This is a genomic window from Zestosphaera sp., assembly GCA_038727705.1.
Classification (GTDB): Archaea; Thermoproteota; Thermoprotei_A; order Sulfolobales; family NBVN01; genus Zestomicrobium.
In genome coordinates, this window is record JAVYVJ010000001.1 from 147925 (window position 1) to 163183 (window position 15259).

The following is a 15259-nucleotide window of genomic DNA, read 5'->3' on the forward strand; positions in this document are numbered from 1 at the left end:
CAAAAGAATGAGTCTTAATCTCCTCAACGTGATCGAAGAAGCTGCTGTGGAAGCCATAAGGAGGGCAGTAATATCGATACCTCCCGATGTTAAGGAGGCCATAAGGAGGGCTTACCTAGAGGAGGAGAGTGAGGTAGCTAAGGCGCAGCTCAAAGCCATACTCGACAACATAGAGCTGGCTGAGAGGCTTCAGAGACCGATGTGCCAAGACACTGGGACTATGATCTTCTACGTCAGGGTTGGGCACGGCTTCCCAGCCATCCACGCCGTGGAGGAAGCGCTGGTTAAGGCGGTTAGGAAGGCCACTCAAGCCATACCGTTAAGGCCCAACAGCGTCAACCCATTCACCTCCACAAACACAGGGGACAACACCGGCAGATACATACCATACATACATTGGGATGTGGTCGCTGGGGATGAGTTGGAGTTTACTGTGGTGCCCAAGGGCGGGGGCTCCGAGTATCCGGCAGTGCTGAGGATGATACCGCCTGGAAGAGGTGTTGACGCCATCAAGGAGGTGGTGTTGGATGCCGTGCTTCAGGCGGGGGCCATGCCCTGCCCGCCTACAATAGTCGGTGTCGGGGTGGGCGGAGGTGCCGACATAGCTATGACGCTCGCCAAGAAGGCGGCCTCCTTAAGGAAGGTGGGCACTAGAAACGAGGACCCCGCCCTTGCAAGGCTTGAGGAGGAGTTGCACAGGCTCGTCAACCACCTCGGCATAGGTGTTATGGGTATGGGCGGCAGAACCACCGCTCTCGCAGTACATATAGAGTACGCACACAGGCATCCCGCCAACTACCCGGTCGCAGTGGTGTTTCAGTGTTGGGCCACGAGACGAGCTACAGCGACTGTTAAACCCGACGCGAGCTACACGATAACCCAGTGAGGTGGTCGATGTGGCGATCTACTACTTAAAGACTCCGGTGGGTGAGGGGGAAGTCAGGAAGCTTAGGGTAGGTGATATAATATACGTTAGCGGCGTCGTGGTGACGGCCCGGGATGCAGCCCATAGGAGGATGATCGATTACCTTAAGGAGGGGAAGGCCCTGCCAATCGACCTAAGGGGTGGTGTAATATATCACTGCGGTCCCGTAGTTAGTAAGAAGGGTGGTGGGTGGGAGGTAATCTCCGCAGGCCCCACCACAAGCGCACGGCTGGAGCTCTACGAATACACGGTAATTGAGAAAGCAGGTGTTAGGGTGATAGTTGGAAAGGGTGGCATGGGCCCCAAAACCGCTGAAGCATGCAGTAAGTACGGGGCTACCTACGTGACCTTCACCGGGGGTGCGGGCGTGTTGGCGGCTAACGCTATAAAGAGTGTCATAGGGGTTGAGTGGCTTGACTTAGGCATACCTGAGGCTCTATGGATGTTCGAGGTCGAGAACTTCGGCCCGTTAATAGTGACTATAGACAGTACAGGTAGAAACTATATAGAGGAGGTAGTCAGGAAAGCGGAGGCTAGAAAATCAGAGCTGTTAACCAGATTAATTTAAGTCACTGACACACCCACCGGCTTTTAGAGAGCTCCTCACATTCACGGAATGTAGTGGATAGTGGGTTATGAGGCAGACCCCTGAGGGTGATCTGCTACGCTAAGCAATAGTCTGGAATCCTCAATTAAGGGTTTCCTCAGAATACACTCGCCTTAAACGAGGAAACTCTTATTAATGGTTGCGCCATATATTAATGGTGTAGTTCATGCCTGCGAAAAGGCTATGGGAGATGAAGTGGACTGAACTTAAAGATTACGCAGAGAGAGTGTGTGACGTAGCTATAGTCCCTGTAGGCTCTATAGAGCAACACGGCCCCCACTCCCCACTGGGTGTTGACGCCTTAAACGCGTGGAAGGTGGCTGAGCTGGTTTCTGAGAGGACAGGCGCTGTAGTGGCTCCGCCTATATGGTATGGTGCGCACATGTACCATCAGCTCGGCTTCCCAGGAACTGTGCCCATACGCTCGGACGTTTTGAAGGAATACGTTAAGGACGTTATAAGAGGTCTCGTGAATGCCGGTTTCAAGAAGATAATAATTCTGAACGCTCACGGCCAGCAGTGGGTTCTGGTGGGCGCGTTACATGACATAGTTCCTGAGGTCAGGGTGTTTGTGGCTGTAGCGACCCTCTGGGAGCTTGCTAGGAGGACCATCAACGAAGTTTGTGAGGAGCCCTTCAAACACGCTGACGAGTGTGAGACGTCGATATCCCTCGCCCTCTACCCTGAGTTGGTGGACATGAGTAAGGCCGGTAAGGAGAAGTCGCCGACCTTCATAGACTCGAAATACCTCGGCGGCACGACCTACATGCCTGAGGAGGGAGGGTTCCCGCACCACAACATATCGGCGTTCTACTTCCAGAAGGAGACGCTTAAGTTGGGAATCCTCGGCGACGCGACTAAGGCCACTAGGGAGAAGGGAATGAAGATAGTGGAGGACGCGGTCAACAGACTGGCTGAATTCATCCGAGATCTCCTCCAGAAATTCCCGCCTGGAACCAGTCCCTTCTCGAGATAGGACCTTTAAACATCGGCCCTCACTCTGCGGAACGAAATTCACAGCCGTAAGGTTTTAGTCCTCCCCCACGTCCTTGAGCACTTCAGGACTAACGACATACTGAATCAGTGTCTTGATCCTCCTTCGCAACTCCATCAGCTGAACCGGGTATAAGTACAGTGGGGTGGAGCACTCAACACTTAATATCCTGGCTAAAAGCTTAGCAGCCACCTCGTCCCTTACGACGGCCGTAGTGGTTGTCTGACTGGGGAGCAACTCAACGTAGATCGGTAGCATCAGCTTCTCGGATTCCCCGCCTAACTCAGCCTTAGCGTACAGAAGCTCAGACCTGCGGAACATGTGCACACCGCCGTCCATCGTGAGGACATGCGGATACTCCTCGTTGAGGAGTGTAGGGAGTGGCTTTCTCTTACTGGCTATGTAGCTGTTGGCGATCCTCAACTCATCCCTGAGCAGGTGCTCATACAGCCTGTCCTCCTCCACACTCAACCCCCTGCAGGAATGAATCTGCGAAACTATCACTTCACTAAATTTACCACTACGTGGTTATTTAATGTGCCTGAGAGATCCCAGCAGAGTGAGGGTTAGGAGGGAGGGCTGAAGGACGCCTGTAGGGAGGTAAGAATAACTAGAGAGCACGAGATAGAGTTGTTACTCTTCTTCATGAGGACTGTCATGTTGTCTACCCGGATTTAGTGGGTTTTGAAAGCTCATGTCCGGCTTGTGAAGTCATTAGGTATTCGACTTCGCCCAAAGTAGCTAATAGGGCGGTTCTGTATTTCTGTATATATATCAAATGAATGGTTAATAGGGTTTGAACCTGCCGAATGTTTAAAAGTGTTAGATTCGTTTCACTCATGAAGTGGTTATATGACTGGGTTGATGACGGTGGCTTTCACATTATCATTAACTGGTGGAGCGGTCCTATTGGTTAGTGGTTCATCGGCCATTGTTGTAGTGGTAAGTGACATTCTCAGGTAATCGGTGGGGCTCCGGCCGGGATTTGAACCCGGGACCTCGGGGTCCACAGCCCCGCGCTCTCCCGGACTGAGCTACCGGAGCCACCAATTAATACTGATTGTAAGACTGTTTTTAAGTTATGTTTAGATTGCGTGGAGTCAGTCCTCACACGGTTCTTCATCTCTTCGGGTCCAGTGTTCCTCATCACTATTTATTATTGGTTTCTCTGAGTTATATATGTGGGGCTCTTTGATGGGTGAGGGTGGATTCAGGGTCGTTATTGAATATCCTAGTGGGAAGGTGTTCAGCAGGGTTTTAGAGGTTGTTTCAAGCATAGTTGATGAGGCGTTGTTTAACTTCGGTGAGGACGGTCTCACGGTAAGGGCTCTCGATCCTGCTCAGGTTGCTTTGGTGAGTGTGCACATACCTTCGTCCAGCTTCCTGTCCTACAACTTGAGTGAGGAGACCTCTATCGGCGTTAACTTGAGTAGCCTGATGAGGACGTTGCCGAGACCTAGGAGGTCTGATAAGATCGTTCTTAGGGCTGGTGAGGATTTCTATGAGTTCGTCATAGAATCCCTAGGTGTTAAGAGGTTTAGGTACAGGTCTATAGAGGTCCCCGTGACCGAGGTGCCTGAGCTAAGTCTGACGTTCAACGTGAGGGGTTCCGTGTACTCGGCGGCTTTCAAGACCGCCTTAAACGATTTGAGAGGCGGCGGAACCATAGTCTTTGAGGCCATGGATAATCAGTGCCTGAGGCTTGAGGCGCCGGAGGTAGGCGGTGACGTTAAATTCTCCCTTGCCGGAGGGTCCCTGATAGAGCTGGAGGTCGGTGAGGGCTCGAGGACCCCGTACGATGAGGGCTACGTGACTAAAGTGTTGCCTCTCTGCGATGTTGTGGATGCTGTGAGAATAGAGTTTAGCAACGACCATCCACTACGTCTTACTTTCAACATGCCTGGTGGGGAGTTGGTAGAATATTTAAGCGCGCCCAAGGCCTAAACCATTAATTTTTTATACCTTTCCAACACATCTTATTTGGTGGGTGCGCGTGGTTCAAGGCTTGGATGAGCTGGATAAGAAAATCTTGAACGTTCTTCAGGAGAACGCGGATGTGACGTATTCCGAGCTTGGGAAGATGTTGGGGGTGAGCCCCTCCACAGTCTACATGCGTTTGAGGAAGCTGAAGGAAAGGGGATTCATAAAGAGGATAGTTGCTGAGGTGTCGCCGGAGCTCGTGGGGCTTAACCTCAGGGCGCTAATATTTTTGACCATAGATGTCAGGAAGTACAACGATATAGTGGGTAAGCTGGCCGGCATATCTAACGTTAAGACCGTCTACGACGTGACTGGCGAGTGGGCTTTGGTTGCTGAGGTCTATGTCAAGGATCATAAGGAGCTCTCTGAGATGCTGGACGTCATAGGGTCTCTAGAGGGTGTTCAGAGAACATCAACAGCAGTGGTTCTGAGAGTGATTAAGGAGGATAGAAAGGTCCTGATAACTTGAAGCCCATATATGCCTACGGGTATTTCGTGGTTTTGCCTACGGGCGATTTTCATCAAATAGTGATTTATGAGTACGTAGACGCGGCTGAGGAGCTTGCGTCAGCCATCAAGGGTGGACTTAGCAGGGAGCTGGAGTTGATGAGGGGCAACATGCAGTCCTTCCTTGATGAGGAGGTAGTGAAGATTAACGGGGTTGACGTCAGGCCTGAAGTTCTTCTAGTGGACGTGGGTTTCAGGGGCTCTCTAAAGAGGCCCTACATAGAGTTCCTGATTCACTTCAGGGGGGACCTGGTTGACGGCGTCAACACCTACGAGAACACCTACAACGCGGAGGTCGCTACATACGATTACAGCGTTGCTTGGGTATTCCCGCCTGGCTTTGAGGTAGTCGACGCTGAGGTGGGGGTTACCCACAGGATTGAACCCCCTAACGTGCTGAAGTTCAGGGTTGAAAAGGGCTTCAAGACCCCTGGCTACGAGAGGATTCGCTTCCGCCGCGTTGTCTAGCCCTCCTGAGGTGCCTCAGGTAGTACTGGATAGGGCTCCTGACACCGCATTCGGCTACACACATCCCTAGCTCCTTCATGTTGGCGCATTTATACATGCTGTACTTCTTGCCTCCTCCCTTCAGCCCCGCCAAGTGCTCTACCTGATATCTAGCCACCCTCTCGTTGAAGTCCGGCGCGTTCCTCATTAAATCGAGCACGTAATCCGTTGTAGCCCCTATGTTCAGGAGGAAGGTCGCCAGGGCAAACCTCTGGCTGTGGGTTAGATGTTCGTTCGCCCTCAACGACGTGATTAAATCACCTATGCAGGGGGGGAAGAACTCCTCCCTAACCTCCCCTAATAGGGTTTGACCCCCTTCAGGGGCCTCATCGCTTGTGTAGCCACGCTTGCTACGGACTAGACTCCTAACCTCATCCTTCAGGCCCTCCACAGCATCCCTGTTAATCACCTTCAGACTAAGGGTCTCGAAGATCCTCAGCAGATACTCCTTAAGGGGGTCTTCAAGTAGCCGGACGTACTTCTTCTTAGACAGGTATACGTAGCCTCTCTCCACATACGTGCTGGCAAGCGACCAGCTGACCTCGCCCAGTAGCCTCTCAGCACACATCAGGTATCTGGGGATAGTCATTCTGAACTGGAAGCATGAGAACTCAGGTCTCGGCTTGGTCTCCAGGACAACTTTGTGCCCGCACTCATCATCCTTAGCCAACAACTCGCCTACCACGCCCAGCCTCCGAGACACGTCCCACACAAACCTGCTACTCTCCCCCTCTAAGAGGGTGATGAAAGCCTTAACCTCGCTATCCACATACTTCATCAGCGCCCACCTGTCAGCCAGTCCTGCAACCAGCAGTCCCATGTAGAAGGATAGATATTCATCCTCCCCGTGCTCCGTCCTTGTGGTCTGCCCACCGTCTAGGACAGCGTTCCTAACCCTCTCCATAACCCTGGTTCTCAAGTGCCCCACGCTGAACAGCCTCTCTAGGCCGATCTCGCTGCCGTATCTCTCTCTGAAATACTCATCAAGGTCTTTGAGGAAGGGATATGTGTAGTAGCTACACACTAGCAGACCCCTGCCAGGCTAACATTGTAATTAGGGAGTTAATATTTTCGTCCGTTGTTTTTATTAATGTAGTCCGAAATTATGGTTAATGAGGTGGGCTACGATAGGCAGGTGGGTGGTTACCTCAGCATGGCCTTACATAAACTCGGTCCCGCATTTGGGTAACATGATTGGCAGTGTCCTCTCCGCCGACGTCTACGCAAGGTTTCTGAGGATGATTGGCGAGGACGTAGTTTTCGTTAGCGGTAGCGACGAGCATGGGACTGTGATCGAGGTTGAGGCACGCAGGAAGGGGGTGACCCCTAAGGAACTGACCGATGTTTCTCACGAGTACATAGTTAAGCTCTGGGAGTTATGGGGGATATCGTTTGACAACTACACCAGGACGGAGAGCGAGATCCACAAAGACTTCGTTCAGAATTTCCTGACCAGGGTCTACGAGAATGGGTTCGTTGAGGAGAGGGAGCAGGTGATTCCCTACTGCTCCAGGGACAACATATATCTTCCTGACAGGTTCGTTGAGGGTGTTTGCCCCTACTGCGGTTTCGAGGGGGCTAGGGGGGATCAGTGTGATAATTGTGGGAGGCTCTTAGAGCCTGACCAGCTGGTAAACCCTAGATGCGTTCTATGTGGTTCCCCTCCTGTCTTCAGAAGTAGGAGACACTGGTTCTTCAGACTCGACATGCTGGAGGGCGAGATACTCTCCTGGATAACCGGACACGAGTTCCTCGAAGAGAATGTGAGGAACTTCACAGTCTCCTGGATAAAGACGACGGGTCTCGCTCCCAGGTCGCTTACGCGTGATAATAAATGGGGTATCCCGGCGCCTTTCCCGAACTCTGGGGATAAGACGGTGTATGTGTGGTTCGACGCTCTGCTGGGGTATCTGTCAGCCACTAAGGAGTACTTCTCGAGGTTGGGTAGGGAGTCTGAGTGGGTTAAGTACTGGCTTGACGGTGAGTCTCGGACAGCTTACTTCATAGGGAAGGACAACATACCGTTCCACGCTGTCATACTGCCGGCGCTCCTTATGGCCACTAGGGATCGGTACAACCTGCCTACAGTAATATCTGCCACGGAGTACCTGATGTATGAGGGTAGGAAGTTCAGTAAGAGTAGGAGGGTCGGTGTCTGGATTGACGAGGCGCTGAAGATAGTGGATGCCGTGGATTACTGGAGGTACTCCCTAATCAGGATGAGGCCTGAGGACAAGGACACCAACTTCAAGTGGTCGGAGTTCGTGAGGTTCGTCAACAACGAGCTCAACGACCACATAGGCAATCTCATACACAGAGTCTTAACCCTGATAAATAGGTTCTTCGACGGCGTTGTCGAGGATGTGAGCCCAGCTGGGGACGTTGATGCGGAGTTCAGGAAATTCATAGATGACTCATGGAACTCCTATAAATCCCTGATGTTGCGCGCTAGGTTGAGGGACGCTAGTGAGTTGATAGTTAAGCTCGGCGAGAGAGGTAATCAGTATGTGAACGTTAAAGCTCCTTGGGCTAAGGTTAGAGAGGATGTTGAGGATGCTAAGGTAACGCTTAACCTGGGCTTCACTACGGTGTTGACGTTAGCGGTCATGCTCTACCCAATAACCCCCGGGTCGGCTGAAAGGATATTTAGGGTCATTAACGTGAGTTCTGAGAAGCCCCTCGTTAAGGAACATCCGCTGGAGTTGGTTAGACTGCCCCACAGGATAGGTAGGCCGGAGCAGATCTTCACTAAACTCCCTCAAAGCCTCGTTAAGACATTGCTGAACGACGATGAGAGGGAACGCTATCTAGAGGGGCTGCGGAATGAATTAAATAATGAAAGGCCAGAAGTGCTCAGGTTTTAACTCCGCCTTCAATCCCCTCACCCTACCCTCAAACACGTTGACACCGTGCATGCTCTCCGATATCCTGACGAGCGCTCTGTAGCTCTTCTCGCTGAGTAGGATGTCGCTCTCAAAAGCTAAGACGTAGATGCCCTCAAAGGGGTTCAGCGGGGGGTCCGGCAGTGTTGGGTCCGGCTTCTCCTTACCTATGTATATCCACCTGACCTTCGAGTTGTGTTTGCGCGGGTTCGTGAGTTTATGCACCCTATACCAATATCTTCCGAAATAAACGTATTTAATGCTGACAAGCTTGTTCGGAGACTTAAGGTACACGAAATGGAGTGGTTTTAGATAATACCCGCTGTCCTTAATCGTTAAATTGTACTCGTTTATCCTATGTTTATAGGGTTCGTATAGCTTCATCAGCAACGGATAGCCATCTATCACAGCTACCTTGGCCTTCAACGTCATCACTACTAATAGTTCCATTATAGAGAGTTAAATACTCAACAGCCATGATAGTCCGGTTTCTCGACCCTGGCTTAGGCCGCCTGCCCATCCTGTCCTGCCTTAGTGGTGGGTTCCTCACTAAAGCTCGTTTCGGAGGCACTCCTCCGTCTTCAAAAACTTTAGCTTCCTCAGAGTGGTGTAGACCTCGTTCACGTATTCGTCTATGCGTTCCGGTGTCACCCCCCTCTCCTTAGTTATTTCCTTAACTTTCGCCTCAACCAGTGCGTAGCTCTTAAGGGTTTCATTAAGATGCCTCCAGTTTATGCCTGAGAGCGATGCGCCTACCGCGGGGTCGTATGGGATGGCGTTGGTCAGGTACAGCGCTGATATTATCGGGTAGCCTACGTAGTTCCTGTAGACGGTCCCGTTATCCGTGCTGCATGCCTCCATCCTCTCAAGATCGACGTACACCCTGTACTCACGATCGCCCTCAGACGAGATGACCCGAAAAGTCTTCTCACCCACCTTAACGACTCTGTTGTCGGCTACCGCCCCCGCGGCCTCGAGCACTTTAATCCTGGGAGGGAGTCTGAGGTACGTAATCCCACAAGTTATACGATGGCTTTAAAACTTAAAAATTTCTATGATGCGCTAGGAGGACTCCTCCTTCAGTATCTTACCCGCATAGTCCTCAGCGCTTAGGACCTTGCTTCTGTCCAGGCCGGGCGCTCTTATCTTGATCAGCCACCCCTTCCCGTAGGGGTCTTTGTTTATTAGGTCGGGCTTATCTACCAACTCCTCGTTGACTTCAATAACCTCGCCGGAAGTCGGTGTGTAGACCTCTGCGACAGCTTTGACGGACTCAAGTGAAGCTACGGCGTCACCGGACGAGACCCTCCTCCCAACCTCAGGCAGCTCGACACTAACTATGTACTTGAGTTTCTTCTGGGCGTAGTCCGTTATCCCTAAAGTGAGGACTTCCCCCTCCACCTTAATCCACTCATCATCCTTAGTGTACAGCAGGTTCTTAGGGATTAAGTACTCACCCAGTTTGGTCTTGATGTGAAAGACCGGAGATTCGTCCATCACTTACCCACCCTTAAATAAAGGGGAAGTCAACTATTTTAGCTTTTTGCTTGACGCCCCTGATCTCCACGTCCAACCGCGAGCCTATGTAGGCGTGGCTGACATCGACGTAGCCCATGCCTATCCCTGCGTTTAGGTATGGGGAAAACACCCCGCTAGTCACCCTCCCGACGAGGTTGTTGCCGGCGTATATCCCTGAGCCGTGCCTTGGTATGGCCCTCACCCCCTTCTTGAGCTTCAGGCCAACTCTAATTCTGGACACTCCCTTCTCGTATATCTCCCTGAGTTTAGGGCACCCGACGCACTCCTCCTTCTCCAGCGATAATGGTAACCAATATCTGGCCTCGATAGGGTTGAGGTCCTCGCTCATGTCCTGCCCCACCAGGAGGTAGCCCATCTCAAGCCTCAGGGAGTCTCTGGCTATCAGCCCTGCCGGCTTAGCCCCTAGACTCACGGACTTCCTAATTATTTCCTTGCCGTGGTTCACGTCAGTCCATATCTCGAATCCATATGACCTGACTTCCTCACCAGTCCACCCGGAGTGGCTGACGAGCACGGTCTTCCTGCCCAGGACCTCGGCTCCGTAGGCGAACTCGAGTATCTTGAGGTCCTTGGCGTTGCTGAAGCCCAGCCCCTCCATCACTTCAGCCGCCTTAGGTCCCTGTATGGATATCAGAACGGACTTTAGTGTGACGTCCTCGATCTCCACGTCCGTGTACCTCCATCTATCCCTCCAGGCAAGCATCCACTCCCTATCGCTCTCGACGTTGGGGGCGTTGACGACGGCGAGCCATAGGTTGTCGTTGACTTTATACAGCATTATGTCATCCCTTATGCCGGCGTTCTCGTTCATAAGCAACACCGGCCCGCTCATCCGCCCCTCCTCAACATCGCTTAAGTCCTTGGAGACTAGCTTCTGCAGGAACTCGAAGACGGACCTACCTCTCATCACGTACCTACCCATGTGCGACACGTCAAACACTGAGGCGGAGGTTCGTGTGTTGACATGCTCTTCGATCGGGTTACCGTAATCCATTGAGGTCAGCCAGCCTGCGAACTCGCCGACGCTGCCGCCTAACTCCCTCTGAACCTCAAGCAGGGGTACCTCCTTAACTATGTTAAACACCCGATATAATACTGGTGAAGACCTTTTAACTGAAAACGTGGTATTTTCCCTTGAGAGGTTGGTGTGATGCATAACTGGATACCCAACTCATCACCGGAGATCAGGGGGGAGCTATTAAGAGATCTCGGATTGAAGGATGTTTCAGAGCTTTTCAGCGACGTGCCGCCGCAGCTCCTCCTCGCAAGGGATCTTAACGTAGGTTTCGGCAGGACCCTAGCTGAATACGAGGTGGTGAGGCTCTTCAATACCTTAATATCCAAGAACCGCTTAAGCGAGGTCCCCTCGTTCATGGGGGGTGGGCTTTGCCAGCACTACGTGCCCTCGGCCGTTAAGGCCCTCGTCTCCAGATCCGAGTTCTACACCGCATACACCCCCTACCAGGCCGAGATAGCTCAAGGACTTCTCCAGGCGTTGTTCGAGTATCAAAGCCTCATGGCCGACCTCTACGGTGTGAAGGTGGTTAACGCGTCAATGTACAATGGGAGCACCGCCTCCGCTGAGGCTGTTCTGATGGCTGCACGTGCTAAAAAGAGGAGGAGGATCCTGATTAGCGAGTCCGTCCATCCGGAGGTAGTGGAGGTGATCAGAACGTGGGGCTTCGGGGCGGGGTTAGAGCTCGTTAACGTAGGTCTCGATAGGGAGTCCGGGCAGATCAGCTTGAGTGATCTTAGAAGCAAGCTGTCGGACGAGGTGGCCGCAGTCTTCGTGCAGACGCCCAACTTCTTCGGAGTCGTTGAATCGGTGGTTAGAGAGGTTATTGAAGAGACGCACAGGGTCAACGCCCTGAGCATAGTCTACACACATCCGCTAGCGCTCGGCGTTCTCGAGGCCCCGGGAGCCATGGGGGCCGACGTGGTTGTGGGCGACGTTCAGGGTTTGGGTGTGGGGCTTAACTTCGGAGGCCCCTCCGCAGGAATACTCGGCATAAACGATGACAAGGAATTACTTCGCCAGTTTCCAGGCAGGTTGATAGGCGCTACACGAACGGTAGACGGCAGGGAGCGGGGCTTCACCATGATATTGCAGACTAGAGAACAACACATAAAGAGGGAGAGGGCGACCTCCAACATAACTACTAACGCGTCTCTCGAGGCGTTGGCCGCGGCCGTGCACCTGTCGCTACTTGGCTCCAAGGGGCTCAGGAGGCTTGGGGAAGCTATACTTGGAAGAACTCATTACCTAGTGAAGAGCCTCTCAAGGCTTGAGTCCGTTGATCTACTGTTCCCTGAAGCCCTTCACTTCCGTGAGGTGGGCGTCAGGTTCCCCGTTAATGCTGCTCAGGTCCTCAGGACGCTGGCCAGCAGGGGTGTCTACGCAGGCCCTGATCTGGGAAGGTTCCGCGGAGAGCTCGGTGATTGCGGTCTGGTGTGTGTTACCGAACTCCACACGAAGCGTGACATCGAGTTGCTGGTGGAGTTGCTGGGGGAGGTCGTTGGGAGGGGTGGATGATGGTCTTCAGGCAGGCTAAGTGGGATGAACCGGTGTTGTTTGAGCTGGGCGGATCTAGCAAGCAGACCTTCGCGGTGGACGATGAATTCAGCGGCGAGGCTGAGGAAGCGTTAAGCAAGGCCCCTAGGCATGTTCTCAGGAGTGTTGAGCCGGGGATACCGAATTTGAGTGAGGTGGAGGTCGTTAGGCACTTCACCAGACTCTCTCAGATGTCATACGGTGTTGATCTAGGCCCCGTCCCCCTAGGCTCCTGCACCATGAAGTACAACCCGAAGGTATCGGAGGAGCTCGCATCGGACCGTAGGATAGTCGACCTGCATCCATATCAGGACGTGGACAGCGTTCAGGGGGTTCTGGAGATAATGTACCTAATGCAGAAATGGCTCTCCGAGATAACTGGAATGGACGAGTGCTCGCTCCAACCGCCGGCGGGGGCGGCGGGCGAGTTCGTCGGCGCCTTAATAATAAAGAAGTACCATCTGGACAAGGGCAACACCGGCAAGGTCGAGATGATAGTTCCTGAGGCGGCGCACGGCTCGAACCCAGCTAGTTCGGCCATGGCGGGCTTCAAGGTAGTCAAAATACCTACGGCTCCGGACGGGGAGACGGATATCGAGGCCTTGAAGGCTGTGTTAAGCGATAGCACGGCCGGCCTGATGTTGACCAACCCCAACACGCTCGGCATCTTCGAGTCCAAGATTGTTGAGATATCGGACCTGCTTCACGGGAGGGACGCCCTCATGTATTATGATGGAGCTAACCTCAACGGCATCCTAGGGCTCGTGAGGCCCGGCGATATGGGGTTCGATATAATCCACCTGAACCTGCATAAGACATTCTCAGCCCCCCACGGGGGCGGAGGCCCCGGCGCCGGGGCCGTGTGCGTTAAGAGCGGCCTCAAGGAATACCTGCCGGTTCCGATAGTGGATTTCGACGGACGTAAGTACGTGTTTAGGTATGATCTGAGCAGGACTGTAGGGAGGATCTCGTGGTTCTACGGCAACGTAGTCCCGATCGTGAAGTCCTTCATCTACATAGCGACCCTCGGGCCCTCACTCAGGGAAGTGGCGGAGTTGAGCGTCCTAAATACCAACTACCTCATGAGGAAGCTGGCCGGTTTGAGGGGGGTCTCACTCGCCTATGGTGAGGGTAGGTGGCGCAAGCATGAGTTCGTGGTGAGCTTCGAGAAGCTCCTGAAGGAAACTGGAGTCAGCGCTGAGGACGTGGCTAAGGCGCTCCTCGATCGAGGCTTCCACGCACCGACCATATACTTCCCCTTAATAGTTAAGGAGGCGCACATGATAGAGGTCACTGAGAGTGAGAGTAAGGAGAACATCGACGCCCTGGCCAACGCCTACAAGGAGGTGGTGGACCTAGCCTACAGCAGTCCTGAGTTGGTTAAGTCATCCCCTACTAACACCTCGGTAGGGCGGCTTGACGTGCTGACAGCTAACCACCCTAAGACTTTAGCACCCACCTACAGGTATGTCGAGAAGCTTAAGGACGAAGGTCCCTAGTTTGAGTGGTTTAAGCAGATCCGGCGGCGTGTACCCCCAACCCTGGCTGGAGGGTTTCCTCAGGTGAGGTTAGGCCTTATCGTAAATCCTGTGGCCGGCATGGGCGGCTCGGTTGGTCTTAAAGGGACTGACGGTGAATTACTTCATGAGGCTTTAAGGAGAGGGGCCAGGCCTGTAGCCCCCCTCAAAGTCACTAGATTCCTGAATGCCCTGACAGGAAAGGGTTTTAAGGGGGTTATCATCTCCGCAGGCGGTTCTATGGGTTGCGACTACTTAGCCGGGTTTGAGGGGGTGCTCAGATATTCGTGTCTGAACCTGCCTTCCCCCGGCAAGACCGCTACCTCCCGTGAGGACACGGTTCAAGTAGTCTCCGAGTTCGTTAGGCGGGGCGTTGATTTAATAGCTTTCGTTGGCGGGGACGGCACGGCGAGGGACGTTCTGGAGGCCTGCAGGGCTGAGGTCCCTGTCCTCGGCATACCATCTGGAGTGAAGATGTATTCCGGGGTGTTCGCCGCGTCGCCGGAGGCCGCGGCTGAGGTCGTTACGGGTTTCAGCATGGGGGGAGTCGTTCTCGACTACGTTGAAGTAGCTGACGTCGACGAGGCCAGGCTTAAGGAGGATGTCCTCAGCGTGCGTGTTTATGGATACGCGTTGACCCCCCTCGTGGAGGATTACGTAATACCTTCTAAGGACTTCGCCGGGGGTTCCGAGGAGGATAAGTGGGGCATTGCCGAGTATTTCGTTGAGGAACTCATGCGTGATGACGTCCTCTACTTCCTAGGTCCTGGAACAACCACTAAGGCTGTAGCGGATCTGCTGGGCCTTAAGAAGACTTTATTAGGTGTTGACGCGCTCTTTAATAGAGCGGTCGTAGGGCTTGACTTGAGTGAGTCGGATGTGCTGAACCTCATGAGGGGATACGAGCAGGCGGCTATAGTGGTCTCGATCATCGGGAGGCAGGGATACCTCTTCGGCAGGGGGAACCAGCAATTCAGCGCAAGGGTTCTGCGTGAGGTCGGCAGGCAGAACATATACGTGCTCTCCACAGCTTCGAAACTGTCTAGCGTTAAGCACCTCCTCATCGACGTCGGGGATCCCGAGCTTGAGGTCGCGTTAAGCGGTTATTGGAGGATCATAACTGGTTATAGGGAGGAGTCAGTTAAGTTAGTGCTGCCTGCCTGCTGTCTTGACAGGTATTTAAGGACCCCCTCAGGCAGTCTGCAGTCTATTCCTCAGAGCTAATATTTAAAATTAAAGTCAGTGTTATC

The 15259-nt window shown here is 53.1% G+C and carries 16 protein-coding genes and 1 tRNA gene; 10 read left to right on the forward strand and 7 right to left on the reverse strand.

Annotated elements, in window-relative coordinates; translation table 11 throughout:
* Positions 1–7 precede the first annotated feature (7 nt).
* The 3 genes from QW772_00785 to QW772_00795 all read left to right on the forward strand — a co-directional run bounded on the left by QW772_00785 (position 8) and on the right by QW772_00795 (position 2508).
* Positions 8–886 carry a fumarate hydratase gene (locus tag QW772_00785; GenBank protein MEM0037461.1) on the forward strand — a complete coding sequence of 293 codons (879 nt, stop codon included), beginning with the start codon at positions 8–10 and terminating at the stop codon, positions 884–886.
* 10 nt (positions 887–896) lie between these two features.
* Positions 897–1493 (forward strand): FumA C-terminus/TtdB family hydratase beta subunit, encoded by a 597-nt coding sequence (locus QW772_00790; protein ID MEM0037462.1) that lies wholly within the window; start codon positions 897–899, stop codon positions 1491–1493.
* Between the two features lie 205 nt (positions 1494–1698).
* Positions 1699–2508 carry a creatininase family protein gene (locus tag QW772_00795; protein ID MEM0037463.1) on the forward strand — a complete coding sequence of 270 codons (810 nt, stop codon included), beginning with the start codon at positions 1699–1701 and terminating at the stop codon, positions 2506–2508.
* 54 nt (positions 2509–2562) lie between these two features.
* On the opposite strand, the gene QW772_00800 is transcribed toward QW772_00795, so the two are convergent.
* Together QW772_00800 and QW772_00805 are read right to left on the reverse strand one after the other, a co-directional pair.
* Positions 2563–2991 carry a DUF61 family protein gene (locus QW772_00800; GenBank protein MEM0037464.1) on the reverse strand — a complete coding sequence of 143 codons (429 nt, stop codon included), beginning with the start codon at positions 2989–2991 and terminating at the stop codon, positions 2563–2565.
* Between the two features lie 502 nt (positions 2992–3493).
* Positions 3494–3570, reverse strand: a tRNA-His gene (locus tag QW772_00805).
* Positions 3571–3720: 150 nt separating this feature from the next.
* Between QW772_00805 and QW772_00810 the strand changes: the two genes are divergently transcribed.
* The 3 genes from QW772_00810 to QW772_00820 are packed head-to-tail and all read left to right on the forward strand — an operon-like array spanning position 3721 to position 5481.
* Positions 3721–4470, forward strand: coding sequence for a hypothetical protein (locus QW772_00810; GenBank protein MEM0037465.1), 750 nt, complete (start codon positions 3721–3723; stop codon positions 4468–4470).
* A 49-nt stretch (positions 4471–4519) separates the two neighbouring features.
* The gene (locus QW772_00815) at positions 4520–4975 is read left to right on the forward strand and encodes an Lrp/AsnC family transcriptional regulator (GenBank protein ID MEM0037466.1); all 456 of its coding nucleotides are present in this window, start codon (positions 4520–4522) and stop codon (positions 4973–4975) included.
* The gene (locus QW772_00820) at positions 4972–5481 is read left to right on the forward strand and encodes a hypothetical protein (GenBank protein MEM0037467.1); all 510 of its coding nucleotides are present in this window, start codon (positions 4972–4974) and stop codon (positions 5479–5481) included. Before QW772_00815 ends, QW772_00820 begins: the two co-directional genes overlap by 4 nt.
* On the opposite strand, the gene QW772_00825 is transcribed toward QW772_00820, so the two are convergent.
* A complete protein-coding gene (locus QW772_00825) occupies positions 5435–6544 on the reverse strand; it encodes a hypothetical protein (GenBank protein ID MEM0037468.1) in 1110 nt (369 codons plus the stop codon). The genes QW772_00820 and QW772_00825 overlap by 47 nt on opposite strands.
* 88 nt (positions 6545–6632) lie before the next feature.
* On the opposite strand from QW772_00825, the gene metG reads away from it, so the two are divergent.
* Positions 6633–8384, forward strand: coding sequence for a methionine--tRNA ligase (metG, locus tag QW772_00830; protein MEM0037469.1), 1752 nt, complete (start codon positions 6633–6635; stop codon positions 8382–8384).
* Here the strand turns inward: metG and QW772_00835 are convergent.
* From QW772_00835 to gcvT, 4 genes are all read right to left on the reverse strand, one after another.
* Positions 8349–8834, reverse strand: a complete 486-nt coding sequence (locus tag QW772_00835; GenBank protein MEM0037470.1) for a hypothetical protein — start codon at positions 8832–8834, stop codon at positions 8349–8351. The genes metG and QW772_00835 overlap by 36 nt on opposite strands.
* A 117-nt stretch (positions 8835–8951) precedes the next feature.
* Complete coding sequence (locus tag QW772_00840) at positions 8952–9383, reverse strand: hypothetical protein (GenBank protein MEM0037471.1); 432 nt, start codon at positions 9381–9383, stop codon at positions 8952–8954.
* An 81-nt stretch (positions 9384–9464) separates the two neighbouring features.
* Positions 9465–9899 (reverse strand): glycine cleavage system protein GcvH, encoded by a 435-nt coding sequence (gene gcvH / locus QW772_00845; GenBank protein MEM0037472.1) that lies wholly within the window; start codon positions 9897–9899, stop codon positions 9465–9467.
* Between the two features lie 13 nt (positions 9900–9912).
* Positions 9913–11025: a glycine cleavage system aminomethyltransferase GcvT gene (gene gcvT, locus QW772_00850; protein MEM0037473.1), complete on the reverse strand. Its 1113-nt coding sequence runs from the start codon at positions 11023–11025 to the stop codon at positions 9913–9915.
* 66 nt (positions 11026–11091) lie between these two features.
* Between gcvT and gcvPA the strand changes: the two genes are divergently transcribed.
* The 3 genes from gcvPA (at position 11092) to QW772_00865 (ending at position 15233) form a co-directional block, all read left to right on the forward strand.
* Entirely contained in the window at positions 11092–12474 is a 1383-nt protein-coding gene (gene gcvPA / locus QW772_00855) for an aminomethyl-transferring glycine dehydrogenase subunit GcvPA (protein MEM0037474.1), read from the forward strand.
* On the forward strand, positions 12471–13991 hold the full coding sequence (gcvPB, locus tag QW772_00860; protein MEM0037475.1) for an aminomethyl-transferring glycine dehydrogenase subunit GcvPB: 1521 nt from the start codon (positions 12471–12473) through the stop codon (positions 13989–13991). The genes gcvPA and gcvPB overlap by 4 nt, the downstream gene beginning before the upstream one ends.
* Before the next feature lie 63 nt (positions 13992–14054).
* Entirely contained in the window at positions 14055–15233 is a 1179-nt protein-coding gene (locus tag QW772_00865; protein MEM0037476.1) for an ATP-NAD kinase family protein, read from the forward strand.
* The last annotated feature ends 26 nt before the right edge of the window (positions 15234–15259 follow it).

Coding starts and splice junctions, on each gene's coding strand:
- QW772_00785 (MEM0037461.1), top strand. CDS start 8: ATGAGTCTTAATCTCCTCAACGTGATCGAAGAAGCTGCTGTGGAAGCC.
- QW772_00795 (MEM0037463.1), top strand. CDS start 1,699: ATGCCTGCGAAAAGGCTATGGGAGATGAAGTGGACTGAACTTAAAGAT.
- QW772_00810 (MEM0037465.1), top strand. CDS start 3,721: ATGGGTGAGGGTGGATTCAGGGTCGTTATTGAATATCCTAGTGGGAAG.
- metG (MEM0037469.1), top strand. CDS start 6,633: ATGAGGTGGGCTACGATAGGCAGGTGGGTGGTTACCTCAGCATGGCCT.
- QW772_00835 (MEM0037470.1), bottom strand. CDS start 8,834: ATGACGTTGAAGGCCAAGGTAGCTGTGATAGATGGCTATCCGTTGCTG.
- gcvH (MEM0037472.1), bottom strand. CDS start 9,899: ATGGACGAATCTCCGGTCTTTCACATCAAGACCAAACTGGGTGAGTAC.
- gcvPA (MEM0037474.1), top strand. CDS start 11,092: ATGCATAACTGGATACCCAACTCATCACCGGAGATCAGGGGGGAGCTA.
- gcvPB (MEM0037475.1), top strand. CDS start 12,471: ATGATGGTCTTCAGGCAGGCTAAGTGGGATGAACCGGTGTTGTTTGAG.